The organism is Ensifer sp. YR511 (assembly GCF_900103045.1).
In the GTDB taxonomy this organism is placed as follows: domain Bacteria; phylum Pseudomonadota; class Alphaproteobacteria; order Rhizobiales; family Rhizobiaceae; genus Ensifer; species Ensifer adhaerens.
On record NZ_FNGR01000026.1, the window covers coordinates 30,766 to 56,652 of the forward strand.

Here is a 25,887-nt window from a genome sequence, read left to right on the forward strand (position 1 = left end):
GGAGATAACCCTATGCAGATCACCCGTGGCGAAGACTTTCACGACATCCGAGATGCCATTCGCGCGCTTTGCGCGGAGTTTCCAGCCGAATACCATCGCAGGATTGACGAGCAGCGCGGTTATCCGGAGGAATTTGTCGACGCGTTGACGAAAGCCGGCTGGATGGCAGCGCTCATTCCGGAAGAGTATGGTGGCTCCGGCCTCGGCTTGACGGAAGCTTCGGTCATCATGGAGGAGATCAACCGCTCAGGTGGCAACTCCGGTGCTTGTCATGGCCAGATGTACAATATGAACACGCTGGTGCGGCATGGCTCTGAAGAGCAACGCCAACGCTATCTGCCGAAAATCGCCTCGGGAGAGCTACGCCTGCAGTCGATGGGTGTAACGGAGCCGACGACGGGTACGGACACGACCAAGATCAAGACGACTGCGGTAAAGAAGGGTGACCGGTACGTCATCAACGGTCAGAAGGTCTGGATCTCTCGTATTCGGCACTCTGATCTTATGATCCTCCTGGCGCGCACCACTCCGCTCGATCAAGTGAAGAAAAAGTCAGAGGGAATGTCGATCTTCATCGTCGATCTCAAGGACGCGATCGGCAACGGAATGACCGTCAGGCCTATCCTGAACATGGTCAATCACGAGACCAACGAGCTCTTTTTCGACAATCTCGAAATTCCAGCCGAGAACCTTATCGGTGAGGAAGGAATGGGCTTCAGGTACATCCTGACCGGACTGAACGCAGAGCGCACGCTAATTGCCGCGGAGTGCATTGGGGATGGATATTGGTTCATCGAAAAGGTCTCCAACTACGTGAAGGAGCGTACCGTGTTCGGCCGGCCGATCGGCCAAAACCAGGGTGTCCAGTTCCCCATAGCGGAGAGCTACATCGAAATCGAAGCCGCCAATCTCATGCGTTACGAGGCGTGCCGGCTCTACGATGCTCAGGAGCCCTGCGGCGCCCAGGCCAACATGGCAAAGTATCTTGCGGCGAAGGCGTCGTGGGAAGCAGCCAATGCCTGCATCCAATTCCATGGTGGGTTTGGCTTCGCCTGTGAATATGATGTGGAGCGCAAGTTCCGCGAAACCCGTCTTTATCAGGTTGCCCCCATCTCAACGAACCTAATCCTGAGCTATGTCGCTGAACACGTGCTCGATTTGCCGAGGTCGTTCTAATGGAAAAGACCAGACGTCTCCCTCTCGAAGGTATCGAGGTCGTGGCCATTGAACAGGCTGTCGCTGCACCTTTTTGCACGGCGCGTCTTGCTGATGCCGGCGCACATGTTTCAAAGATCGAGCGTCCCGAAGGCGATTTCGCGCGAGGCTATGATGACGTCTGCTCGGGGCAGAGCAGTTACTTCGTCTGGCTCAATCGCGGCAAAGATTCGCTGATTGTGGATCTCGCCTCTGCGGAGGGAAAGCAACAGCTTGCTGATCTGTTGGCCAAGGGGGATGTTCTCGTCCAGAACCTTAAGCCTGGTTCGCTGGATCGACTGGGGTTCGGTCCTGAAAAACTGCGCGAAACCTATCCGCGGTTGATCGTTTGTTCGATTAGTGGCTACGGCGAGACCGGTCCACTTGCCGACAGGAAGGCTTACGATCTGCTGATCCAGGCAGAGTCAGGACTTTCCTCCATCACGGGGGGGCCGGAGGCTCCCGCGCGCGTCGGTATTTCGGTCGTCGACATTGCGACAGGCGCCACAGCATATTCTGCAATCTTGGAGGCTCTTATTGCCCGTTCGGTGAGCGGAGAGGGGGCGGATATCCGTGTATCGATGTTTGACGTCATGGCTGATTGGCTGACAGTGCCGCTCCTCCACCAGGAAGCCGGTAAAACGCCCAAGCGCATTGGCTTGGCGCATCCTTCCATTGCACCCTACGGCGTCTTCAGCACCATGGATGGCAAGGATATACTCATTTCGATCCAAAGCGATCGTGAGTGGGCTAAATTCAGCACGGTGTTTCTCAAACAGCCCGAGAAAGCGAAGGATCCGCTTTTCGCCAAGAATGTCGGGCGGGTCGCCAACCGCGTGGCAACCGACGACCTCGTCGCATATGCGTTCGCCGGCCTTACAGAGGAGGAGGCGAAGGCTTTGCTGTCGAGCGCTGATGTTGCCTTCGCGTCAGTCAACGATATGGCGGCCTTGTCCAGTCACCCGCATCTGCGGCGCATCACCGTGAACTCGGAGGCTGGCCCGGTCTCCTATCCGGCGCCAGCGCCCATCTTCAAGGGATCCGAACGATCGTACGGAACAGTGCCAGCGCTTGGACAGCGCAGTAGCGCCCAAATGGATGCTCCTCGAACTGCAGCGGAGATTTGCTCATGACATCGGCACAGGCAATCGATCTTGATGCAGCTCGCTCCTGGATCGGCCGCGACGAGGTCGCTGCGGATGTTGTTTCGGCTAATCTTGTCCGCAAGTTCAACGCGACGCTCGACCTGTCTAGCGAGGCACCGGCCGAGGGCGATCTGGCGCCGCTTTTGATCAACTATTGTCTCGCCCAACCAGCGGCATTGACAAGCGCTCTGGGTGATGACGGCCACCCGAGGAAAGGTGGGTTTCTGCCGCCGATCCCCCTGCCGAGACGGATGTGGGCTGGAAGCACGGTCGCGTTTCATCAGCCGCTTCGCGTAGGTGATGTGGTCAAGAGGGTCTCGCGTATCACTGACATCAAGCTGAAAGAGGGGCGTTCGGGTGCGTTGTGCTTCGTCACAGTCAATCACAGGTTCGAGGTTGGCGGCAGGCTTGCAACGGAAGAGACGCAGAACATCGTCTACCGCGAGGCTGATAGTGGACAAGGCAGTGCCAAACCACCGTCAAGCGACGACGTTGCCCCCCAGGGTACCCATACGCGCCACTGGTCTGCGGCCCCGCCTCTATTGTTTCGCTACTCGGCTTTGACCTTCAACGGGCACCGAATTCACTACGATCGCCGCTACGTGACCGAGGTCGAGCACTATCCTGGGCTGGTCGTCCATGGTCCTCTTCAAGCGACCGTATTGCTGAATTTTGCCACGGAACTGAAAGGCGCGCCGCCTTCGCTGTTTACCTTTCGCGGGCAATCTCCGCTCTTCGACGACGACCGAATTTGCCTTCATGCCAGTGAGGAACCTGGGAAGCTTAAGCTTTGGACGGCGCGCGAGAATGGTCCGATCGCCATGAGTGCGGAGGCGATCTGGAAATGAAGTTCGAGAATTTCATCGCACCGCTTTTTGTCCCAGGGGATCGCCCCGAGCGCTTTGAAAAGGCCGCCTCATCTGGTGCGGATGCAATCATCATCGATCTCGAGGACGCGGTCGCGAGCAGTTCAAAAGACGTGGCGCGAGCTCAACTGCGCACGGATTTCACCGATCTACCTATCCTGGTACGTGTTAATGGCGAGAATACGCCTTGGCATGCTATGGACATTGCAGCGGTCCGTGGAGCGCAGTTCGCTGCGATAATCGTCCCGAAGGCCGAGCTTGGTGGTGCATTTGCAGATCTAGCGCAAAGCAGCTCCGTCCCCGTAATCGCGTTGATCGAAAGCGCGAAAGGGCTGTCGCAGGCGCGACAAATCGCATCTCTCGCCGGTGTATCGAGGCTCGTTTTTGGGTCCGTCGATTTTTGCGCCGATGTGGGCTGCTCGCATACCCGCGACGCCCTGCTTTGGGCTCGCAGCGAGCTAGTGCTGGCGTCGCGGCTTGCCGGTCTGCCGGGGCCCGTTGACGGCGTGACGACATCGATTGATGACGCTGAATTGATTTCATCGGATGCCCGCTATGCGCTCGATCTTGGATTTGGCGGGAAGCTTGCCATCCACCCCCGTCAGATTGAGGCAATTCGATCGGGCTTCCGGCCGCAGGCATCGGAGATTGAGTGGGCGAGACGGGTGGTGGCGAGTGGAGAAGGCGCGGCTGCGGTGGATGGTGCAATGGTGGACGAGCCCGTTCGAATTCGAGCGAGAAGCATCCTCAGTCGCATTGCGGAATGAAGCAGAGCTGCGCGCGGCGCTTCCGCACGTTTAAGTCGAGATTGGTCCCATGAAAATACTTGTGACGGTTAAGCGGGTGGTTGACTACAACGTCAAGATCCGTCTGAAGGCTGACGGCTCGGGTGTCGAGCTGGCGAACGTGAAGATGTCGATGAACCCGTTCGACGAAATCTCGGTGGAAGAGGCGCTGCGGCTGAAGGAAGCCGGCAAGGCCGACGAGGTCGTGGTGGTGTCGGTCGGACCGGCCAAGGCCGAGGAGACGTTGCGCACCGCACTCGCCATGGGTGCCGACCGGGCAATCCTGGTCGAGACCGAAGACCAGGTCGAGCCGCTCGCCGTTGCCAAGATCGTCAAGGGTGTGGCCGAGGCCGAACAGCCCGGCCTGATCATCGTCGGCAAGCAGGCGATCGATGACGACAGCAACCAGACCGGCCAGATGCTGTCGGCACTGCTCGGCTGGGCGCAGGGCACCTTTGCCTCCAAGGTCGAGATCGGCGACGGCAAGGCTACGGTGACGCGCGAGGTCGATGGCGGCCTGCAGACGATCGACATCAAACTTCCGGCCGTGGTCACCACCGACCTGCGCCTGAACGAGCCGCGTTATGCCTCGCTTCCCAACATCATGAAGGCGAAGAAGAAGCCGCTCGACAAGAAGTCGCCGGCCGACTTCGGCGTCGACACCGCTGCCCGCCTCAAGGTGCTGAAGACCGAGGAGCCGTCGGGCCGCAAGGCCGGCATCAAGGTCAAGTCGGTCGCCGAGCTCGTCGAAAAGCTCAAGACCGAAGCCGGCGTATTGTAAGTTCAGGAAAGGGAGATTTTATCATGGCTATTCTGCTTCTGGCTGATCACGACGGCAGCCACCTTTCCGACCAGACCGCCAAGGCGCTGACGGCAGCGAGTAAAATTGGTGGCGACGTGCATGTGCTGGTCGCCGGTGCGGGTGCCAAGGCGGCAGCCGACCAGGCGGCCAAGCTTTCCGGCGTTGCCAAGGTGCTGGTGGCCGAGGACGCAAGCCTTGCCAACAACCTGGCCGAGCCGCTGGCGGCGCTGATTGTGTCGCTTGCCGGCAATTACGACACCATCCTTGCAGCCGCCACCTCGGTCGGCAAGAACGTGCTGCCGCGGGTTGCCGCCCTTCTCGACGTCGTCCAGGTTTCCGAAATCACCGAGGTGATCTCCTCCGATACCTTCAAGCGCCCGATCTATGCCGGCAACGCCATCCAGACGGTGCAGACGAGCGAAGCCAAGAAGGTGATCACCGTGCGCACCGCCTCGTTCGCGTCGGCCTTAGAAGGTGGTTCGGCTTCGGTCGAGACGATCGCGGCTGCCGCCAACCCGGGTCTTTCGAGCTTCGTTGCCGACGCACTGTCGTCGTCGGATCGTCCGGAGCTGACCTCGGCCAAGATCATCATCTCGGGTGGCCGTGCGCTCGGCTCGGCGGAGAAATTCAAGGAAGTGATCCTGCCGGTTGCCGACAAGCTCGGCGCTGCCGTCGGTGCAAGCCGTGCGGCGGTCGACGCCGGTTATGCGCCGAACGACTGGCAGGTCGGCCAGACCGGCAAGGTGGTGGCCCCCGATCTCTACATTGCCTGCGGCATCTCCGGTGCGATCCAGCACCTGGCCGGCATGAAGGACAGTAAGGTCATCGTCGCCATCAACAAAGACGAGGAGGCACCGATCTTCCAGGTTGCCGACTACGGCCTCGTCGCCGACCTGTTCGAAGCCCTACCGGAACTGGAGCAGGTCTCATGATCAAGGCAAAGTTTCCAAGCAGACGTCCCTGCAAGTTCGCTGCTTGGAATGTCAAGCAGGCAGCGTCAATGCGCTGCCTGCTCAGATGTTAACGATGACCTGAGATGGGCAGGCGGCACGATTTGCCTGACCCGAGCGCCAACTTGTGTGGAAAGACAAGGGTGAATGGCTAAGCAAGAAGTACCCGAGCGGGACAGCATGCAGTTCGACGTGGTGATCGTCGGCGCGGGGCCTGCGGGTCTTTCAGCCGCGATCCGGTTGAAGCAGATCAATCCCGAGCTCTCGGTCGTGGTTCTGGAAAAGGGCACCGAAGTCGGCGCGCATATCCTGTCGGGCGCCGTCGTCGATCCGATCGGCATCGACCGGCTGCTGTCGGGTTGGCGCGAAGAGGCGGATCATCCGTTCAAGACAGAAGTCAAGGACGACCAGTTCCTGCTGCTCGGTCCCGCGGGCTCGATCCGCCTGCCGAACTTCGCCATGCCGCCGTTGATGAACAATCACGGCAACTACATCGTCTCGCTCGGCAATGTCTGTCGCTGGCTTGCCGGCCATGCCGAAGCGCTCGGCGTCGAGATCTATCCGGGCTTTGCCGCAACCGAAGTGCTCTATAACGACGAAGGTGCCGTCATCGGTGTTGCCACCGGCGACATGGGCATCGAGCGCAATGGCGAGCCGGGACCGAATTTCGCCCGCGGCATGGAACTGCTCGGCAAGTACACCCTGATCGGCGAAGGCGTGCGCGGCTCGCTCGCCAAGCAGCTGATTTCAAAATTCGATCTCTCGAAGGACCGCGACGTCCAAAAATTCGGCATCGGCCTGAAGGAACTCTGGCAGGTCAAGCCCGAGAACCACAAGCCCGGCCTCGTGCAGCACTCGTTCGGCTGGCCGCTCGGCATGAAGACCGGCGGCGGTTCGTTCCTCTACCATCTCGAAGACAACATGGTCGCCGTCGGCTTCGTCGTGCACCTCAACTACAAGAACCCCTATCTCTTCCCGTTCGAGGAGTTCCAGCGGTTCAAGACCCATCCGGCCATTCGCGGCACGTTCGAGGGCGGCAAGCGGCTGTCCTATGGCGCCCGGGCGATCACCGAGGGCGGCTACCAGTCGGTGCCAAAGCTGTCGTTCCCCGGTGGCGCGCTGATCGGCTGTTCGGCCGGCCTCGTCAACGTGCCGCGCATCAAGGGCAGCCACAATGCGGTGCTGTCGGGCATGCTGGCGGCCGACAAGCTGGCCGAAGCGATCGCCTCGGGCCGGGCCAACGACGAGCCGGTCGAGATCGAGAACGAATGGCGCCAGACAGACATCGGCAAGGACCTGAAGCGGGTCAGGAACGTCAAGCCGCTGTGGTCGAAGTTCGGCACGGCGATCGGCGTGGCACTCGGCGGCTTGGACATGTGGACCAACCAGCTGTTCGGTTTGTCGCTGTTTGGCACGCTGAAGCACGGCAAGACCGATGCGCAGAGCCTGGAGCCGGCAGCTCAACACAAGAAGATCGATTACCCGAAGCCCGATGGCGTCCTGACCTTCGACCGCCTGTCCTCGGTGTTCCTGTCGAACACCAACCACGAGGAAGACCAGCCGATCCACCTGCAGGTGAAGAACCCGGAGCTGCAGAAGACGTCGGAACTCGACGTTTTTGCCGGCCCGTCGACGCGCTACTGTCCCGCCGGGGTCTATGAGTGGGTGGAGAAGGACGGCAAGCCTGTCTTCGTCATCAACGCGCAGAACTGCGTGCACTGCAAGACCTGCGACATCAAGGACCCGAACCAGAACATCAACTGGGTGCCGCCCCAGGGTGGCGAAGGGCCCGTCTATCCCAACATGTAGGTTCCGTCTTATCGAGGGTGAGCCCGTGGCTATCTCCAAAATTCTGTGTGCCAACCGTTCCGAAATTGCAATCCGCGTGTTTCGCGCGGCCAATGAACTAGGTCTGAAAACGGTCGCGATATGGGCTGAAGAGGACAAGCTGGCGCTGCACCGCTTCAAGGCGGACGAAAGTTATCAGGTCGGCCGCGGCCCGCATCTGTCGCGAGACCTCGGCCCGATCGAGAGCTACCTGTCGATCGACGAAGTGATCCGCGTCGCCAAGCTTTCCGGCGCCGATGGCATCCATCCGGGCTACGGCCTCCTGTCGGAAAGCCCTGAATTCGCCGAGGCCTGCGCCGAGGCCGGCATCACCTTCATCGGCCCGAAGCCGGAAACCATGCGCCAGCTCGGCAACAAGGTTGCCGCGCGCAACCTGGCGATCTCGATCGGCGTACCGGTCGTGCCGGCAACGGAACCGCTTCCCGAAGACATGGCTGAAGTGGCGAAGATGGCCGAGGCGATCGGCTATCCCGTCATGCTCAAGGCCTCCTGGGGCGGCGGCGGGCGCGGCATGCGCGCAATCCGCGACCCCAAGGATCTCGCCCGCGAGGTGACGGAAGCCAAGCGCGAAGCCAAGGCCGCCTTCGGCAAGGACGAGGTTTATCTCGAAAAGCTGGTCGAGCGTGCCCGCCACGTCGAAAGTCAGGTTCTCGGCGATACCCACGGCAACGTCGTGCATTTGTTCGAGCGCGACTGCTCCATCCAGCGGCGCAACCAGAAAGTCGTCGAGCGTGCGCCGGCGCCTTACCTCAGCGCCAGCCAGCGTGAAGAGCTTGCCACCTATTCCAAGCGCATTGCCGAGGCAACGAACTATATCGGCGCCGGTACCGTCGAATACCTGATGGATGCCGACAGCGGCAAATTCTACTTCATCGAGGTCAATCCGCGCATCCAGGTCGAGCACACGGTGACCGAGGTCGTCACCGGCATCGATATCGTCAAGGCGCAGATCCACATCCTCGACGGCTATGCCATCGGCACGCCGGAATCGGGCGTTCCCTCGCAGGAAAACATCCGCCTCAACGGCCACGCGCTGCAGTGCCGCATTACAACGGAAGATCCGGAGCAGAACTTCATTCCGGACTATGGCCGCATCACCGCCTATCGCGGTGCAACCGGCTTCGGCATTCGCCTCGATGGCGGTACGGCTTATTCGGGCGCGGTCATCACCCGCTACTACGATCCGCTTCTGGAAAAGGTGACGGCCTGGGCGCCGAACCCCGACGAGGCGATAAAGCGGATGATCCGCGCACTGCGCGAATTCCGGATCCGCGGCGTGGCGACGAACCTGACCTTCCTCGAAGCGATCATCAGCCACCCGAAATTCCACGACAACACCTACACCACGCGCTTCATCGACACGACGCCGGAGCTTTTTCAGCAGGTGCGCCGTCAGGACCGCGCGACCAAGCTCCTGACCTACTTGGCCGATGTTACCGTCAACGGTCATCCGGAAGCCAAGGGTCGTCCGCGTCCGTCGGACGAGATCGCGGCCCCCGTCGTTCCGTTCATCGGCGGCGACATCAAGCCGGGCACCAAGCATAAGCTCGACGAGCTCGGCCCGAAGAAATTTGCCGAATGGGTACGGGAGCAGCCGCAGGTGCTGATCACCGACACGACGATGCGCGACGGTCACCAGTCGTTGCTCGCCACTCGCATGCGCACCTACGACATCGCCCGTGTTGCCGGCACCTATGCACGGGCCCTGCCCAACCTGTTCTCGCTCGAATGCTGGGGCGGGGCGACCTTCGACGTCTCTATGCGCTTCCTCACCGAAGATCCGTGGGACCGGCTGGCACGTATCCGCGAGGATGCGCCAAACCTCTTGCTGCAGATGCTTCTGCGCGGCGCCAACGGAGTTGGCTACAAGAACTACCCCGACAACGTCGTCAAATACTTCGTGCGCCAGGCGGCAAGGGGCGGCATCGACGTCTTCCGCGTGTTCGACTGCCTCAACTGGGTCGACAACATGCGCGTCTCGATGGAGGCGGTCGCCGAGGAGAACAGGATCTGCGAAGCGGCGATCTGCTATACCGGCGATATCCTCAACGCCGCGCGGCCGAAATACGACCTCAAATACTACACGGCGCTTGCCGCCGAGCTGGAAAAGGCCGGTGCGCACATTATCGCGGTCAAGGACATGGCTGGCCTGTTGAAGCCGGCTGCGGCACGCGTGCTGTTCAAGGCGCTGCGTGAGGCGACCGATCTGCCGATCCACTTCCACACCCACGACACATCGGGCATTGCCGCTGCAACCGTGCTGGCTGCCGTCGATGCTGGCGTCGATGTCGTCGATGCGGCGATGGATTCGCTTTCCGGCAATACCTCGCAGCCCTGCCTCGGGTCGATCGTCGAAGCCTTGCGCGGCTCCGAGCGCGATCCGGGTCTCGATCCCGAATGGATCCGCCGGATCTCGTTCTACTGGGAAGCGGTGCGCCACCAGTACGCCGCCTTCGAAAGCGACCTCAAGGGACCGGCGTCCGAAGTCTACCTGCACGAAATGCCGGGCGGCCAGTTTACCAACCTCAAGGAACAGGCCCGTTCGCTCGGTCTCGAAACCCGCTGGCACGAGGTGGCGCAGGCCTATGCCGACGCCAACCAGATGTTCGGCGACATCGTCAAGGTGACGCCGTCCTCGAAGGTGGTCGGCGACATGGCGCTGATGATGGTCAGCCAGGATCTGACCGTTGCCGACGTCGAGAACCCGGCCAAGGACATCGCCTTCCCGGAATCGGTCGTGTCGATGCTGAAGGGCGATCTCGGTCAGCCCCCGGGTGGCTGGCCGGAAGGCCTGCAAAAGAAGGCGTTGAAGGGCGAGAAGGCCTATGTGGTTCGCCCTGGCTCGCTGCTCGAAGCCGCCGACCTCGATGCTGAGCGCAAGACGATCGAAGAGAAGCTGGAACGCGAGATCAATGACTACGAGTTCGCCTCCTATCTAATGTATCCCAAGGTCTTCACCGACTATGCGCTGGCGGCCGAAACCTATGGTCCCGTCAGCGTTCTACCGACGCCGGCCTATTTCTACGGCATGGCGCCGGGTGAGGAGCTGTTCGCCGACCTCGAAAAGGGCAAGACGCTCGTCATCCTCAACCAGACCCAGGGCGAGATCGACGAGAAGGGCATGGTCAAGGTGTTCTTCGAACTCAACGGCCAGCCGCGCCCGATCAAAGTTCCCGATCGCAACCGCGGTGCCTCCAGCGCCATCCGCCGCAAGGCCGAGGCCGGCAACGCTGTGCAACTCGGCGCGCCGATGCCGGGCGTGATCTCGACGGTCGCGGTTCATGCGGGCCAGGCGGTCAAGGCGGGCGACGTGCTGCTGTCGATCGAAGCGATGAAGATGGAAACCGCGTTGCACGCGGAGAAGGATGGCACGGTCGCCGAAGTCCTGGTGCGCGCCGGCGACCAGATCGATGCCAAGGACCTGCTGATCGTTTTTGCGCCATAACCCTATCTACTTTAATGAGTTAAACAGGCAGGCCGGCTTCGGAAGGAAGCAGGCTTATTCCTGGCCCTTGTCGACGGATCTCGCATGACGAAAATTCCTGTCCTCTTTCTCCCTGGTCTGCTTTGTGATGACCGCCTATGGCGGGATCAGATTGCCTCTCTCGATGACATCGTTCATGCAACGATTGCAGACCTTACGCTGGATGGCAGCATCGAAGCCATGGCGCGACGAGCGTTGGCATCAGCGCCGCCAAAATTCGTGCTCGTAGCTCTGTCCATGGGCGGTTATGTAGCATTCGAGATCCTGCGGCAGGCCTCGGAGCGCGTCACTCGTCTCGCTCTGTTCGACACGAGTGCTGCACAGGATGATCCAAAGCGTATCGAGCAAAGAAAGGCCGCAATAGCCTCCCTTGGAATCGGACGGTTTGCAGGCGTAACTGATCGCCTCCTGCCGAAACTCGTCCATGCGTCGCACGTAGACGGGGAGGTCGGTGGCGAACTCAAGGCAATGGCTGCTCGTGTGGGAGGAGCGGCGTTCCTGCGACAGCAACATGCTATTCTCGGGCGTCCAGACTCGCGCCCACTGCTGCCCTCAATCCAAATCCCCACTCTTGTTGGTGTTGGGGATGGTGATGTCCTGACGCCGCCGGAAGATGCGATGGAGATCCATTTGGGCATTACAGGTTCAGATTACCATGTCTTCGAGGGATGCGGACACCTGCCGGCGATCGAAAAGCCTGACGAAACGAGCGCTGTTCTAAGACACTGGCTTACGCAGGCTTGAAGGCCGGTCATCGCGAGGGTTGACGATGGTCACCCCTGCTCCGGGTTTACCCGCCACCACAACACAGATATAGCTCTAGGGGTGCTCAGAAAGGCTGAGCAGGCTTGCCATAGACTAGGGAAAAGACATGGATGTCGCGCAACTCAAGACACTCATTCATGTTGCTGAAGTTGGTAGTCTGAGCAAGGCGGCGGATCGCCTCAATATTGCGCAACCCGCCCTCAGTCGACAAATTCGACTTCTGGAAAGAGAACTAGGAACCTTCCTCTTCAATCGTCACGGGCGCGGGATGGTCATTACCGATGCCGGACGGGAGGTGTTGGAGCATGCCACGAGGGTCATGATCGAGCTTGAAGCCATTCGTGACATAACGTCAGGTGGAAAAGCGTCCTATCAAGGTATGGTGGTGATGGGCATGACGCCGACGGTGGCCGAGATCATGACGGTACCGCTGGTCAGCGAGATCAAGAAGGCCCACCCTAAGCTCGCGATTCGTATTCTGTCCGCTTTCAGCGGCCATCTCATGGACTGGCTCCAACGCGGCGAAGTCGAGCTGGCCGTATCGTACAATCCGGAATCTCTTCGATCGTTGCGCATCAGGCCCATCATGATGGAGAATTTGATGTATGTCAGCGCGGACGCCGAACATCCCCTAAGTTTGGATGTTCCCGTGCAATTTGCCAGGTTAGCGGAAGCAGAAATGGTTCTGCCGAGCCCACGACACGGACTGCGCGTTATCGTCGAAGAATGCGCCGACCAGGCTGGTGTTGCCTTGAAAACCAGTGTCGAGGCCGATTCCTTCGGCGCCATGATCAATCTGGTGAGAAACGGCTTCGGGTCGACAATTCTGCCCCTGGCACCGATTTACTCGTTGGTGAAATCCGGGCGTCTAAGTGCCGCTCCGTTGGTCGATCCAACCCCCACTCGCAAATTGGTGGTAGCCTATCCTGCAGATAGGCCGGTCAGTCCGGCGGCTCGTTTCGTGGCGGAAACGTTCACAGAGATAGCGTCCGACTTTGTCGCTCGCAACGTCTGGAGCGGGCACATCCTATAGTCAGCCGGCATCCCGGCCGAGAGGTGTCCTAGTATCGCCACTTAGACGGCAGGCTCTTAGTTAATCTCTGCCTAAGCTCGGCCGCTTCGTCGCTTCCCGCGTCCAGGTGACCGAGATGCCGCAACTCGTTGCGGCACTCCATTCCTTCGTGAGTCAAGCCGCCGTGTTCATTGGCTTCAACGCCCATATCGAAGCGGCAGACGTCGCTGGCCTAGATGCAGCGACCCGCTCCGCAATGACCGGCATTGCCGCGATCCTCGCCCAAAGGAACCGGTGGAGCTGTCGATCATGGAGGTCGAGGTTTTCCTGGGCGTCTCATCGGCGCGGTCACCTTGACCGGCTCCGTCATTCGGCATCAGCCCTGCCAACGCAGAGGCTGAAGACAGATCTGCTGTATGCTCCCAATACGCAAACGTGCCGGCTGAGACTTACTTTTCCGACGGAGACAGACCAGCGACAGCTTTCGAGATGATCCAGGTTTCGAAGTTCTTCAGCATCGCGTTGCGGGGTGCCCCGGCGGGAAATATCAAATGGAAGGTGATGTGGTTATCCAGCGTCACGGGGTAGGGAGTAATAAGATCCCCGCGAGCAAGCTCGGCTTCAACGAGGGGCAGTTGTGCGAGGGCAAACCCTAATCCTTCGATCGCAGCCTGATAGGTAAGAGCGGAGTTCTCAAATCCCATCTCGCGCCCGACTTGTCCTTCAAACCCGACAGCCTCAAGCCAACTGTTCCAGTCGTCCGGTCGGGCAAGCGAGTTGAGGATCGTCGCGCGCTGGAAATCTTGCAAGGTCGAAAATCCGCCGATCGCCTGTAGGACGGGCTGCAGACAGGCATGAGCGGCATTGTCACCAGGGGATACGAAATGGTGTCTTTCCAGTCGCCCTGGCCGAGGCGGATCGCAACGTCTGCGTTGCAGGTTGCGAAATCCAACGGTTTTGAAGAGGTGGTTAGCGTGACATCGAATTGCGGATACCGGCGATGAAAGTCTGGTAATCTCGGCATAAGCCAGCGAATGGCAAACGTCTGCGAACACAGGATATGCAGTGAAGCGGAGGTTTCTTGCGGGATCGTCGCTTCGGTTAGTTTTCGCAACTCAGAGAAATGATGCGAGATACCATTGAAGTACTTGATTCCAAAGGAGGTCAAATTCACTCCGCGGTGGATTCGCTCAAAAAGCGGCTGTCCAAAAAGATCCTCCAACGCTCGTATCTGCCGGCTGATCGCTCCCGGTGTCACATGAAGTTCGTCCGCCGCTTGCGTAAAACTGAGATGACGCGCCGCAGCCTCGAATGTCTGGATCGCACGAAGGGAAGGTAGATGTTTTGTCATGGGTTCCGTTGCGCTGAACTGTCATACTTCAAGGCGATCCGCCTTCTCCGATTTCTCCTCCATCGGGCTGCGGGTTCCGCACGCGCTGTCGCTACGCGACGACAGCCTGCGCCCAATCCGTTCCGGAACTACGGGACGTTTCAGAACTCCATTCTGTCGCTTGCATCAGGAACGAACTCGAACTGCAGGCCGCGAGCTGAGTTCACGCCGTATGTAGCCCGGCGTTTCGCGAGCTAAAACGCGGGCTTATCGAATGCGAAATTCCTTTCTTCGTTGGTTTGTTCTCTTCTGAAGGCCCGCAACTCAGGAGGAAGCCTTATGAAAAAGACAATTGGCAGAATTGATCCGGACCGTATCACGTCGTTTACAATCGAACGGCCCGATGCGGCATTGATTGCCGAGCTCAAGACCATGGATACGCCGACCGTCTCGGACGCTTTGGACGAACTTGGCTATCGCGGCAACGTTATCGCATCATCGACCTTGAGACCGATCGATCCCCAAGCGGTAATCGCCGGACCGGTCATCACGTTGCGTAACGAGCTCCTGGAGGGAACCCAGTCCGTCGCCGAAAGGGCAAAAGTCGCCAAGGTCTACCAAGCCGAGATTGAAGCTCACAACATTACCGAAACCGGTGACATTCTGGTTATTCAGGGGATCGACGGCGTGTCAAACATGGGTGGCATGTCGGCCGAAATAGCGCTTCCACAAGGGGGGGCCGGCGCAATCGTCAGCGGCGGCATTCGTGACGTGCCGCATATCAAGGCGACCGGGTATCCAATCTGGGCAAGTGAAACCACGCCGGTGACAGGCCGTTGGACGCTGGAAACCGCGGAAATCAATGGGCCTGTCACTGTCTTGGGCTGCAAAGTCATGCCTGGTGATGTCGTGCTCGCGGATGCGTCGGGCGTTTGCTTCATTCCGCGTAACAAGCTCCAGGCGGTCATCGATATCGCCGGGCGCCAGCGCGATTCCGAGGCGGGAAGGGTCGCGGCGATCAAGGCCGGCCGCTCGCTCACGGACCCCGTCGTCAAGTTTCAGCATGGATCGCGGCAAGGATAAAGGATCGCTCGGGAGCTTAAGGGGAACGCTGCACGATAGAGGTAGCGGATCGCCCGTTGACTTTGTCGAGCGCGGGCTTGCCGTCTTGACCATGGAGTTATGTTAGGAGGCGGACGGCCGCCTCCCGGCGACGGGGATCGGGTGGGGCGCGCGAAAGTCTACAAAGGCTTGCCATAGCCTGAGCAAAGGACGGGGATCGCGTTAAAATCGCGCAACCCGCGCTAGCCGACAAATTCGACTTCGGGAAAAAGAACTCAGGACTTTTCTTTGCCGATGACGGACGGGAGGTGTTGGTGCAAGCCACGAGGGTCGTGATCGAGCAGCCGCGAGTTTTCTCAGACAAACGCGATCGGGCCGCTGCGCTCCAACTCCAACAATATGGCGGCTCGACCCTGCGAGATGAAACGGCTGGAAAAAGCTCCGACAATGCTTCCTCACCTAGGCCAGGGTTACTTTGCGTCCGCATAGACCGTTGCCTTGGAAACACCCAGGTGGAGGGCCACGGTCTCCATGGCGCGCCGCGCCTCCAGCAGCGAGGAATTCCGAAGCTCTCGCATCAGCTCCCGTCTTTCACTGGCCTTCAACGTCCTGGGTGTTTTCGATTTGGAGGCGGCGAACTCATCGATGCGCGCGCGGATCGCGTTCGTGCCGAACGGATCGATCGTCTCGACGATGGGATTAGCCGAGAATTTGCTGAATGCGTGCAGGATGTTCTGAATATCCTGGAAAATGGTTATGTCAATGTTCAAGCACAGAGCAGCAATGTAGTTTCCATCGGAATCCTTGATGCCAATGGATGTGCTCTTGACCTGCCGGCCGTCGTTGAACTTGTTCGGGTAGTTCGCCATGATCTGCGGCATGTCGGGATCGTCGATCCGCGCAAGGCCGATTTCGGTGGTCGGATCGCCTACCTCTCGAGATGACAAGTTGTTGTGAATGGAGACAATAGCATTCTGTGGATCGGAAAGGTCATGCACCACGACCTCGCAGAACGGGGCGAATGTCTCTCCCAAGGCTTCAGCGACGTATTTGATCTGCGTGAGAATGTGTCGTTGCTCCGAGGTCTTTTGCATAATCTTCCAAGTGTCGTGGCACCGCGTGACGTTGAATTCCTTGACGGAGGGTGCGTCTCATATCAGGAACGTGTGGCTTACCAGTCGATTGGCCGCTCCAGTTACCTGTGACGGTTTGCTACGGCAAGTTGGTTTTCCAAGGTCGGTCTCTCGTTGGCATTCAGGAATGCGGGTCAGGGCTTGCGCCAGATGTGGCCGGCCAGCGTCGCTAAAATCTTAGCCTAAATCGGTGGCTCATAGATTGCAGCGTTCCCTGCGACAGGCACGTTGATGTGACCTTTCAGGAACAGGCGCCCCTTACCTTCCAGGAAAACCCGATCACGTTCCACTCGACAAAGAATTTCCCCGGAGCGGGCCGACAACTGGCGCCCGAGGATCGGATTGCGGTTAAGGCGGTCGCCCCAGAATGGCGCGAGAGTGCAATGCGACGTCCCGGTTACGGGATCCTCCGCAACACCTTTTGCCGGCGCAAAGTACCGCGAGACGAACGCATCGTCGCCATCTCTGGCGGTCACGACCAGTCCGGGTAGCGGCAGCGTGGCGATCTTGGAGAGATCGGGCGCAAGTCGTTTGACGGCGTCCTTGTTAGCGACGACGCAGACATAGCGGTCAACACTTTCAAAGAGCTCCACAACGGGAGCGCCAATCACGTCTGTCAACGTCGAAAGCGGCATGCTCGACGTAACGCTAGGCCTGGCGGGGAAATCCAGAATGAACCGACCAGAAGAACCGCTGATGTTCAGTCGTCCGCTCGCCGTATCGAATACGATATGCTCGCCGTTGGCCTCTCGCAGTTCATTCCTAATGACCCATGCCGTAGCGAGGGTGGCGTGCCCACAGAGCGGAACCTCGACGAGCGGTGTAAACCAGCGAAGTGGGATGGGATCATGTCCGCGTAGGAAAAATGCCGTTTCCGACAGGTTGATCTCGCCTGCGATAGCCCGAAGCTGTTCGTCGGGCAACCAGGTGTCTTCCAATGCTACGACCGCAGCCGGATTGCCACCGAACAAGTTCTCAGTGAACGCGTCGACATACCAGATCGGGAAAGTCCGAATGCTCATTTCGCCCCCACAGTCTTTGGTTTCCTTCTGACCGTTATGGCATTTGCTAACACGGTCCGATTTCAAGAGTAAGGGCGCGGCACCAAAGCCCCATAGAACCATTTGATCATGCTGATGACATCGAACACGGGCAGACCGTATTTGGCCGAGATCGCGTGCGCATAAGGCGGCATGTTGGTGCATTCCAGAACAATGGCGCCGATGTCTGAATTCTTCTCCAGAAGGCGCCGAGCGGCATCGAGCAGATCTGCCTCATGGTCGGCATAGTGGATCGGTGAGACTCCCTGGCGCAGGTTTTGGCGGAAAGTCCCCTCCATCTCCAATCCCTCAAACGGTGTGTCCTCTCGGGCTCCAACCGCAATGAAATGTGCCGGTGTCAGTTTGGCGTGCGTGGCAGTAAGAACGCCCACCCGCTTTCCCTTGGGCAGCAATCGCTCAACCAACGGTATCTGCAGTAGGCTGGATGTCGCCACAGGAACGGGCAGGCTCTCTGTCAGCAGGTCCTGAAACAGCGATAGGAAGCCGCAGCTTGTCGTTATCCCCGACACTCCAAGCGAGACAAGCTGGTTTGCAACATCCAGAAAGTTCCGCAGCGTCTCGGGATCAGGCTGAAGACTGGACCCCTCCTTCAAACCTTTTGCAACCATGTATTGCACAGGAAACGGAAACGTCGTTGCGTTGCCTATATCTCCTGGAATTCGCTGGAAGCCAGTGTCGAGAACGATGATGCCGACGGAGACCCCGTGGACCGGTCTGCGACGCGCCGCCGCCGGATTGTATGCCTCAATATTGCTCATGATTGGGTTCGAACTCCGTTGTTTTCGTGCGGCTGCCATATTGAGATTCCGGCACGGGAAGTGTTGCAATGCCGGCGGTCCAGATCGTCGGATCGATAGCCGGTAAGAAGGGGATCACTGCACAAGCGATCCCCCTGCACAAAGTTGATCAATCCTTGAGCGAGTCCGCCACTTCCTGGATGTTGTCTCGTGCGACTGCACGAGGCAGTACGACAACGCCTGTTTCGTCACAGAAAATGTAGTCGCCCGGCATGAAAGTGATGCCGAAGAAGTTCACGGGGACATTGCGCTTGCCATCCCCACGGCGAAAGCGCTTGCCGGGGTGTGACGCAATGGCCAGGGCGCCAATCGACATCTCTCGCACGAGTGGTACGTCGCGGATACACCCGTTCAGGATGATGCCATGCCAACCGTTATTGATCGCTCGACCAAGCACTTCGTCACCGGTGAGAGCCATCCGCATGGAGGCGCCTGCATCAACCACCAATACCTTCCCATGACCGTCGGTATCCAGACTTCCTGCGATATGGGTACTGTCTTCGTAGCAATAGACCGTCTGGATTTCCCCCCAGAACTTCTTGATACCTCCAAAATCACGCAGGCCTGCGTCTGCGACCTGCGCATCCTCGAAAAACGCGTCGACAATGTCTGGTGTGCTGGTGAAGTTGATCATGTTTTCTCCTTTGGGTGCTGAAATGTACGTCTTTGTTTGGTGCGTGGAATTAACTCGGGACATCATAGCGGCGAGGCCGTAGTCCCCTCTGGAACCAGTGGATCATCCCGATGACGTCGTAGACAGGGAGACCCAGCGCGCGCTCGATTGCGCTGGCGTAGGGAGGGAAGTTCGTGCATTCGAGCACGATGGCGCCTATATCGACGTTCTGGTCGACCAGCTTTCGGGCTGCGGCGAGGACGTCTTTCTCCTGCTCGAAGTAATCAACCGACGCGCGACCATTGATGGAATTCTGGCGCATCTTTCCGTTCGGGTCCGGGCCCGCGATGGGTGTGCTGGGATCGATCCCGACAACGCTTAGATGTTCAGCCGTAAGCGCATCCTCAACGGCCGTCAGAATGCCGACGCGTTTTCCCTTCGGAAGTGTGGCCTTAACCATTGGGACCTGGAGGAGGGCGGATGTTGCGACCGGAACCGACAACCGCTCGGTCAGGACCGGTTGGAATTTCGACAGAAAGCCGCAACTCGTGGTGATGCCATCGACTCCCAGATCGATGAGCTCGTTGGCAGCATCTAGAAACGTTTCGAGCACATCGGTTTGCTCGGGCGCTAAGAGCGCGCCTTTCCTTACCCCTTTTGCAACTTTGTATTCCACAGGAAAAGGGAAGGTCTCTGCATGGCCGATGTCGCCGGGCAAACGCTGGAATTTTGTATCCAGCATGACGATACCAATCGTGGCACCATGAACGGGCTTGTGACGTATCTGCCTTTCGTATGTCATTTTCGCTTTTTCTCCAGGAGCCGACCAGCAAGCAGATCACGTCTGAGCGACGTGACCCGCGCGATGGAATGGCGTGGAACCGGACTTGGGTGTCTCAGGCGGTCTTCGCCACTTGGTAGGCAACCATGCGAGGTTTGTTTTCTTCCTGGATCCAAACCTGGGTGACCATGGCGGACATCGCCTGGATCGTTTCGGCCGGATCGTTGGCGGAAATGAAACGGACGTCCATCGGCCCCGTCATCACGGCGGTGTTGCCGTAGATCTCGACGTGAAGCTTGCCGCGGGTGAGACCTGCGTAACGAAACCCTCCGCGCATCTTTTCGATGACCTGGGACTTGTTGTCGACGTGACCATTGGAATGAATGTAGGTCAATTTGGGAGAGAGGATTTCCTCGAGTTGGTCGATATCCTTGTCGACCAGAGCTTTTATCCTGGCATTTTCTGTGTCGAGAACGTTTTGAGCGGTCAATGTCATCTGATTGTCCTATCTGGAGTTTGCGCGCGATATGATGGTTCGCCGGACACCGTCGCGCGTAAGGTGCCAGCGTTCTCAATTGTTTCTAGTTGAAGGAAATGTCGCTGAGATCTACCTGGGCATTGGTCGCAGCGTTCGGGATGTAATTGATGCGCGGCGCGATACGGACCGTGCTGACCATGTCATACATCCAGATTTCCGGAACGACGTTCTCATGGACTTCGGCAAAGATGTCCTGAAATCTCTTTCTTCGATCTTCACCGGTCGCCGCCGTCGCATCCTCGATCCGCCTGTCCATTTCCGCGCTCGGAATGTCTGTCTGCCAACTGCTCGAGTGATATTTTGACACAATCGAGAAGGCGGCATCACCGGTCGTGTTGTCGTGTGACGTAATGCTCAAGGTGGGTTGGCGACCAGGTGGAAAGGGTGGGCGAAGCGCCGCCCTGAATTGCGCCAACTCAAGAACCTCAACCTTCACGTTCAGGCCCGCTGCAGCCCACATGGCGACAAATGCTTCCATGACCTCATTGTCATTCGGAAAATTGTTTGCCCGAGCGTGCATGATGATCTGTCGGTTGACGGGTACGCCGTCTGCCCTTGCCGCGTCGACCAGCCGTTTTGCCTCGGCCGCGTCAAAGCGATAGGGTTTGACATCGGGATTGTAGCCAAGCACGCTTGGTCCGACGATCTGCGAAGCAGGGCGTGCGCCCTTGTTGAAGAGTACACCCACGAGACTGTCGCGGTCCAAGGCGAGATTGAGAGCTTTGCGCACTCGCAGGTCGTTCAATGGAGGCTGGTCGATGTGGATATGAATCCGGGTCATTTCGGCGTTGTTGAAAACGACATCCGTCTTCTGGTTGTCTGCGTGCTGGTCGGCAATCAGCAGACCGATATCTGCTTCGCCCAGACCAACCATCGAAGCGCGCACGAATGATTCCTGACGCCAGAGATACTTTGCCTGGGCAACTTCGGGTCTCTGACCCCAGTAATTTGGGTTTCGATCGAGGACGATCTGACTTTGTGTATCCCACTGGCTGAAAACATATGGTCCAGTCCCGATCGGCTGTCTCGTCACCTCATTTCGCGGTGTTGCCATCGAAATGATTGGTATCGCTTCCATAAGCGTGGGCAGGATGGGCTGCGCCGGATCCGTACTAATGTCCACTGTCGATCCATCAACGACGCTGGCTGATACCTTGCTGTTGCTGAAGTACCTTTGTCGAACATCGCACGACATCTTTGGATCGAGAGTCCGTTCGATTGAGTAGACGACCGCCACTGGCGTCATCGCTGTCCCATCGTGAAATGTCACGCCTTCCCGCAGGTGGAAGCGCCACGTTTTATCAGAGACACGTTCCCAACTCGCAGCAAGGCGCGGTTTTGCGCCACCTTTGTCGAGATCGACTTGGGTCAGTGCTTCGAGAACGTTGAGTTTGACGACCCGTCCGGTCGATGAATTTAGTACTTGGCAGGAATCAACGTAGGCAGGGGCCTCCGGCAGCACGATGGTGACTGCCTTATTGTCTTGGGCCATGACTATCGTTGGGAGAACCGTTAGGCCGATCGCTGTGCATAAGATCCTCGCGAGGGACATGTTGTTTTCCTTTGTTGAATAAACCCGCAGCGCCTATCTCAGCTCGCCAGGTTTCAAGCGTTGGTGGACGAACCTTGGAAATCCCTTGCCATGAGCAACCATCGTGTCGGACAGAGTGGGTGCCGGCACACGTCACGGTTTGCTGCCTGATTGGCCATGACCTGAGGGATTTCCGGGCCGGTACGTCAGTTGAACTTTATGGTAGCGAGTTCGACCTGGACATTGCTGGCCGCGTTCGGAGTGTATTTGATCCTGGGGTTGACACGAATCGTGCTCACCATCTCGTAGAGCCACACCTCCGGCACGACATCGGAATGAATTTTCGCGAATATGTCTTCGAACTTCCTGCGACGTGTCTCGTCCGTCGAGGCCATGGCAGCTTCGATGAGCGCATCGGTTTGCGGGCCTGGGACATCGGCTTGCCAACTGCTCGAATGATACTTGGACATTATGCTGAAGCCAGCATCGCCCGTTAGGTTGTCGTGTGACGTCAAACTGATTGTCGGTGAGCGCTTCGGGTCGAAAGGAGGCCGAAGGGCCTTCCTGAATTGGGCAAGCTCCTGCTTCTCGACTTTTATGTGAAGCCCAGCCTGTTCCCACATGGAGACAAACGCTTCGAGCGCCTCGTCTTCGTTAGGGAAACCGCCTGTTGAGGCATGCATGACGATCGTACGATCGACAGGCACCCCATCGGCCTTTGCGGCGTCTACGAACCGTTTTGCTTCGGACAGGTCGAATGGGAAAGGCTTCAATGCTCCATTGTAGCCAAGTGTCGCCGGACCGACGATCTGGGAGGCGGGTCGTACGCCCTTGTTAAACAGAACCCCCACCAGGCCTTCGCGATCGAGGGCCAGGTTCAGAGCCTTGCGAATGCGAATGTCGTTTAGAGGCGGCTGATCAATATGGACGTGGATGCGCGTCGTGTCGGCATCGTTAAATGTAAAATCCATGAAGGGATCGTCCGCATGCTGATCGGCGATGCCTAGCGCAAGGTCAGCCTCCCCGAGCTTGACCATAGAGGCGCGCACAAACGAATCCTCGCGCCATACATACTTTGCCTGGACCACCTCGGGTTTTTGTCCCCAGTAGGCGTCGTTGCGGTCGAGGATAATCTCGCGTTGTGTGTCCCATTTCGTGAACTTGTAAGGCCCAGTGCCTATGGGACTGCGCGTTAGCTCTCCCTTCGGTGTCGAGGGCGAAATGATCGAAACGGCTTCCATCAGGGTAGGCAGGATCGGCTGCACCGGATCCGTGGTGATTTCGATTGTCGACGGGTCGACAATCTTGGTGGAAACCTTGGTGTTGCCGAAGTAGCGCTGGTACGCATCGCAGCTCAGCTTGGGATCAAGTGCCCGCTCGATCGAAAATACCACCGCCTGGGCGTCCAGCGGTAATCCGTCGTGGAATTTCGCTCCCTCGCGCAGCTTGAACCTCCAGGTTTGCGGCGTGATACGCTCCCACCCGGTGGCAAGGCGGGGTTTTACGCCGCCCTTCTCGAAATCGATTTCTGTTAGCGCCTCGACGACGTTCAGCTTGATCACCCGACCAGTCGATCCCGTCTGTACCTGGCAGGAATCAACGGAGGGCAGAGATGATTGGAGTGCGATCGTCACGGTGTTGTTTTCTTGCGCCAAAGCCACTGGCGCAAATGAGAAAAGCAATGAAGAAAGTACGCATACGCTCTTGAGAGGAACCATCTTTTCTCTTCTCCGTGTCGGAGCCCCTTGATTGTGAAAGTTTAGACGCACGAGGTTCATCCGATCACGATCCTGTTTGATCGCGCTCGCAGCGCCGATAGGACCGACGCCACGACGGCGGAAGGACCTGGTTTGGGTGTCGGCCTTGACTCCAGCCGGTACTGACCATGCTGGCTCGAAACGTCCACGACAAAGCGCCTCTGTTCCGTGCCTGGGCGGTGGAAATAACGCACCCTCGTTTTATCAAGACCGTGTCCCGCAAGTGCTATCGCCGAAACCACGTTCACGCCCTCAAACCGCTGTACAATGTCCCGTGCAGACCCAATGACGTCGGGCTCAGCATCGGGCGGCGTGGTGCTAAGGGCGGCGGTGATAATAATTTCGGAGCTGGGGTCGACTGCGGCTGCCGCGATCGCGTCCAATCCGCCGATCGCACCTGAGAGAAAACGCAACCGACGATTGGCGATCAAACTACGGGTAATAGTCTTGTCGAACTCGACTTCTGCCATGGCGGCGCTACTTATCGACCAGGTCTCGGCAACGGAAATGGCCCGCTCGGCAAAGGCCCTGAAAGCGGAGGGGCCGGCAAGCTCGAGGATGATATCCGGCGTGGATTGCGCAAGATCATTCCAGTCATCCGTGTATGTTCCATCGTTTGCTGTCCGCTTTGAACGGTCGCTCACAAGGACTTTTCCCAACCGGTAGCCCGGAAGCGATCCCGAAGTGATTGCATCGATGACTGGCATTCCAATGTGCCCGGCCCCGATAATGGAAACAATTGTCATCACACTCTCTCCTCACACATTTTCTGTTGTATGACCGGGCACCAGGCGCCGCTGAGACGCCAACAGAGTGCGCGTATAAGGGTGGGTTGGCGCCTCGAATATTTGCTTGGCAAAGCCCTGCTCGACGATATGGCCTTCGCTCATCACGATGACGCGGTCTGCAAAGTCTCTCACCAGGGCGAGGTCATGCGTCACGAACAGGATCGCCAGACCGGCTTCGGCTTTCAGCTTGCGAAGTAAATCGAGAATTCGCGCCTGCACGGAAACGTCGAGCGCGGATACTGCTTCGTCGCAAACGATCAACCGCGGCCGTGAGGCAAGGGCGCGAGCAATCGCGATACGCTGCCGCTGTCCCCCGGAGAACTGATGTGGAAATCGATGCGCGTGGTCACGGCGTAAGCCGACAGTTTCGAGAAGGTCCCCGATAGCAGGTTCCCATTCGTCCTTAGCAACGACGGACGTGTGGACGTGCCAGGGTTCCGCTACGATCTCCGCCACCGTCATGAGGGGATTGAGGCTCGCAGTGGGATCTTGGAAGACGGCTTGCACATTCCGTCTGAATTGGTTCAGGGTGGCGCCATGGCGGGTGGAAATGGGGCTTCCACAAAACGATACTTTGCCGGAATCCACCGCTTCTAATCCAAGGAGCGATTTGACCAATGTCGATTTTCCCGATCCGGATTCCCCGACGACACAGACGATTTCGTTCTCGTTGACGTTGAATGAGACGCCTTTGAGCGCGTGAACAGCTTCATCCTTGCGACGCATGGGATTAAAGCTTCGCTTGGAATAGATTTTGTTGAGTTGCTCGACGCTCAAGAATGAACCGTCACGGTCGCAAGCGACAGGTTCTGCCAATGCTTTGCTTCCCGGAACGCAGGAAAGAAGCATCTTGGTATACTCATGCCTGGGCGCTGAAAGGACTTCCCTGACCGGGCCGGCCTCGACGACCCGGCCGTTCGACATGATCGCAACCTTGTCGCCGATCTGAGCGGCGACGTTGATGTCGTGGGTGATAAAGATCATCCCCATGCCGTTGTCAGCCTGGAGGCTCTTCAAGAGTGTGAGTATTTGCGCCTGTATTGTCACATCCAGCGCGCTGGTGGGCTCGTCTGCGATCAGCAAGGCCGGTGATAAGGCGATCGCCATGGCGATCATGACGCGCTGACGCTGACCTCCGGAAAACTGGTGTGGATAGTCCTTGGCGCGGCTGCGAGCGTTCTTGATGCCGACCCGGGTCAACAATGCAATCACGTCTTCCTTTGCCTTGGCGCGGGAAACGCCGTGCAGATGCATCGTTTCGGCAATCTGCTGTCCGACCGTGAAGACGGGGTTTAGGCTTGCCAGAGGATCCTGGAACACCATCGCTATCCCTCGGCCATTGACGACATTACGCCGCTTCGCCTGCGTGATCTCCAGCAAGTCCAAGCCTTCGAATGTGATGCGCCCGGAAGAGATTACCGCTGGCGGAACGTCGAGTAGTCCCATGATGGCCGAAGCAGTTACACTCTTACCTGAACCGCTCTCGCCGATGATGACGAGTGTCTCGCCGCTTTTGACCGACCAGTTGACGTCGGTCACGGCCGGAACCACTGTTCCATTCGCCTTGAAGCCAATCGTCAACGCTTCGATTGTCAAAAGATCGCGCTCTTCGGGTAATGGGCTCGTATCAATTAGGTTGAACATG

23 protein-coding genes and 2 pseudogenes are annotated in these 25,887 nt (G+C 58.5%); 13 read left to right on the plus strand and 12 right to left on the minus strand.

Annotated features, from left to right (window positions below; all coding sequences use genetic code 11):
* Window positions 1-12 precede the first annotated feature (12 nt).
* From BLU15_RS29340 to BLU15_RS29390, 11 genes and pseudogenes are all read left to right on the plus strand, one after another.
* A complete protein-coding gene (locus BLU15_RS29340; protein WP_090300260.1) occupies window positions 13-1,176 on the plus strand; it encodes an acyl-CoA dehydrogenase family protein in 1,164 nt (387 codons plus the stop codon).
* Window positions 1,176-2,327, plus strand: a complete 1,152-nt coding sequence (locus BLU15_RS29345) for a CaiB/BaiF CoA transferase family protein (protein WP_090300262.1) — start codon at window positions 1,176-1,178, stop codon at window positions 2,325-2,327. The genes BLU15_RS29340 and BLU15_RS29345 overlap by 1 nt, the downstream gene beginning before the upstream one ends.
* Window positions 2,324-3,187, plus strand: coding sequence for an HTD2 family dehydratase (locus tag BLU15_RS29350; RefSeq protein WP_090300264.1), 864 nt, complete (start codon window positions 2,324-2,326; stop codon window positions 3,185-3,187). Before BLU15_RS29345 ends, BLU15_RS29350 begins: the two co-directional genes overlap by 4 nt.
* Complete coding sequence (locus BLU15_RS29355; RefSeq protein WP_090300266.1) at window positions 3,184-3,972, plus strand: HpcH/HpaI aldolase/citrate lyase family protein; 789 nt, start codon at window positions 3,184-3,186, stop codon at window positions 3,970-3,972. The genes BLU15_RS29350 and BLU15_RS29355 overlap by 4 nt, the downstream gene beginning before the upstream one ends.
* 49 nt (window positions 3,973-4,021) lie before the next feature.
* Window positions 4,022-4,771, plus strand: coding sequence for an electron transfer flavoprotein subunit beta/FixA family protein (locus BLU15_RS29360; RefSeq protein WP_090300268.1), 750 nt, complete (start codon window positions 4,022-4,024; stop codon window positions 4,769-4,771).
* Window positions 4,772-4,794: 23 nt separating this feature from the next.
* Window positions 4,795-5,724, plus strand: a complete 930-nt coding sequence (locus tag BLU15_RS29365) for an electron transfer flavoprotein subunit alpha/FixB family protein (protein WP_090300270.1) — start codon at window positions 4,795-4,797, stop codon at window positions 5,722-5,724.
* Window positions 5,725-5,889: 165 nt separating this feature from the next.
* Window positions 5,890-7,551 carry an electron transfer flavoprotein-ubiquinone oxidoreductase gene (locus BLU15_RS29370; RefSeq protein ID WP_090300272.1) on the plus strand — a complete coding sequence of 554 codons (1,662 nt, stop codon included), beginning with the start codon at window positions 5,890-5,892 and terminating at the stop codon, window positions 7,549-7,551.
* Window positions 7,552-7,576: 25 nt separating this feature from the next.
* Window positions 7,577-11,035 (plus strand): pyruvate carboxylase, encoded by a 3,459-nt coding sequence (pyc, locus tag BLU15_RS29375; RefSeq protein WP_090300274.1) that lies wholly within the window; start codon window positions 7,577-7,579, stop codon window positions 11,033-11,035.
* An 84-nt stretch (window positions 11,036-11,119) separates the two neighbouring features.
* A complete protein-coding gene (locus BLU15_RS29380; RefSeq protein ID WP_090300276.1) occupies window positions 11,120-11,818 on the plus strand; it encodes an alpha/beta fold hydrolase in 699 nt (232 codons plus the stop codon).
* 127 nt (window positions 11,819-11,945) lie between these two features.
* A complete protein-coding gene (locus BLU15_RS29385) occupies window positions 11,946-12,872 on the plus strand; it encodes a LysR substrate-binding domain-containing protein (RefSeq protein WP_090300278.1) in 927 nt (308 codons plus the stop codon).
* Window positions 12,873-12,948: 76 nt separating this feature from the next.
* Window positions 12,949-13,222: pseudogene (locus BLU15_RS29390) on the plus strand (NAD(P)(+) transhydrogenase (Re/Si-specific) subunit beta); the annotation flags it as partial.
* Between the two features lie 78 nt (window positions 13,223-13,300).
* Here BLU15_RS29390 and BLU15_RS40225 read toward each other — a convergent pair.
* Together BLU15_RS40225 and BLU15_RS40965 are read right to left on the minus strand one after the other, a co-directional pair.
* Window positions 13,301-13,660: a LysR substrate-binding domain-containing protein gene (locus BLU15_RS40225; protein WP_244546843.1), complete on the minus strand. Its 360-nt coding sequence runs from the start codon at window positions 13,658-13,660 to the stop codon at window positions 13,301-13,303.
* Between the two features lie 23 nt (window positions 13,661-13,683).
* Window positions 13,684-14,202: pseudogene (locus BLU15_RS40965) on the minus strand (LysR family transcriptional regulator); the annotation flags it as partial.
* A 23-nt stretch (window positions 14,203-14,225) separates the two neighbouring features.
* On the opposite strand from BLU15_RS40965, the gene BLU15_RS29405 reads away from it, so the two are divergent.
* Window positions 14,226-14,402 carry an oligopeptide/dipeptide ABC transporter ATP-binding protein gene (locus BLU15_RS29405; RefSeq protein ID WP_090300381.1) on the plus strand — a complete coding sequence of 59 codons (177 nt, stop codon included), beginning with the start codon at window positions 14,226-14,228 and terminating at the stop codon, window positions 14,400-14,402.
* A gap of 190 nt (window positions 14,403-14,592) precedes the next feature.
* A complete protein-coding gene (locus tag BLU15_RS29410) occupies window positions 14,593-15,264 on the plus strand; it encodes an RraA family protein (protein ID WP_210187473.1) in 672 nt (223 codons plus the stop codon).
* A gap of 449 nt (window positions 15,265-15,713) precedes the next feature.
* Here BLU15_RS29410 and BLU15_RS29415 read toward each other — a convergent pair whose 3' ends face one another.
* The 10 genes from BLU15_RS29415 to BLU15_RS29460 form a co-directional block, all read right to left on the minus strand.
* Window positions 15,714-16,337, minus strand: coding sequence for a helix-turn-helix transcriptional regulator (locus BLU15_RS29415; protein ID WP_210187474.1), 624 nt, complete (start codon window positions 16,335-16,337; stop codon window positions 15,714-15,716).
* Between the two features lie 221 nt (window positions 16,338-16,558).
* Window positions 16,559-17,398 (minus strand): PhzF family phenazine biosynthesis protein, encoded by an 840-nt coding sequence (locus BLU15_RS29420; RefSeq protein ID WP_090300286.1) that lies wholly within the window; start codon window positions 17,396-17,398, stop codon window positions 16,559-16,561.
* 62 nt (window positions 17,399-17,460) lie between these two features.
* Window positions 17,461-18,195, minus strand: a complete 735-nt coding sequence (locus tag BLU15_RS29425; RefSeq protein WP_090300288.1) for an aspartate/glutamate racemase family protein — start codon at window positions 18,193-18,195, stop codon at window positions 17,461-17,463.
* A 148-nt stretch (window positions 18,196-18,343) separates the two neighbouring features.
* Window positions 18,344-18,868: a ribonuclease E activity regulator RraA gene (rraA, locus tag BLU15_RS29430; RefSeq protein WP_176960385.1), complete on the minus strand. Its 525-nt coding sequence runs from the start codon at window positions 18,866-18,868 to the stop codon at window positions 18,344-18,346.
* A gap of 49 nt (window positions 18,869-18,917) precedes the next feature.
* The gene (locus tag BLU15_RS29435; RefSeq protein WP_090300290.1) at window positions 18,918-19,649 is read right to left on the minus strand and encodes an aspartate/glutamate racemase family protein; all 732 of its coding nucleotides are present in this window, start codon (window positions 19,647-19,649) and stop codon (window positions 18,918-18,920) included.
* A gap of 94 nt (window positions 19,650-19,743) precedes the next feature.
* Window positions 19,744-20,124, minus strand: coding sequence for a nuclear transport factor 2 family protein (locus BLU15_RS29440; RefSeq protein ID WP_090300292.1), 381 nt, complete (start codon window positions 20,122-20,124; stop codon window positions 19,744-19,746).
* Window positions 20,125-20,209: 85 nt separating this feature from the next.
* On the minus strand, window positions 20,210-21,658 hold the full coding sequence (locus BLU15_RS29445) for an ABC transporter substrate-binding protein (protein ID WP_176960386.1): 1,449 nt from the start codon (window positions 21,656-21,658) through the stop codon (window positions 20,210-20,212).
* Window positions 21,659-21,903: 245 nt separating this feature from the next.
* On the minus strand, window positions 21,904-23,415 hold the full coding sequence (locus BLU15_RS29450; protein ID WP_176960387.1) for an ABC transporter substrate-binding protein: 1,512 nt from the start codon (window positions 23,413-23,415) through the stop codon (window positions 21,904-21,906).
* Window positions 23,416-23,471: 56 nt separating this feature from the next.
* Complete coding sequence (locus tag BLU15_RS29455) at window positions 23,472-24,200, minus strand: aspartate dehydrogenase domain-containing protein (RefSeq protein ID WP_090300298.1); 729 nt, start codon at window positions 24,198-24,200, stop codon at window positions 23,472-23,474.
* A 12-nt stretch (window positions 24,201-24,212) separates the two neighbouring features.
* Entirely contained in the window at window positions 24,213-25,886 is a 1,674-nt protein-coding gene (locus BLU15_RS29460) for a dipeptide ABC transporter ATP-binding protein (RefSeq protein WP_090300300.1), read from the minus strand.
* Between the last annotated feature and the right edge of the window lies 1 nt (window position 25,887).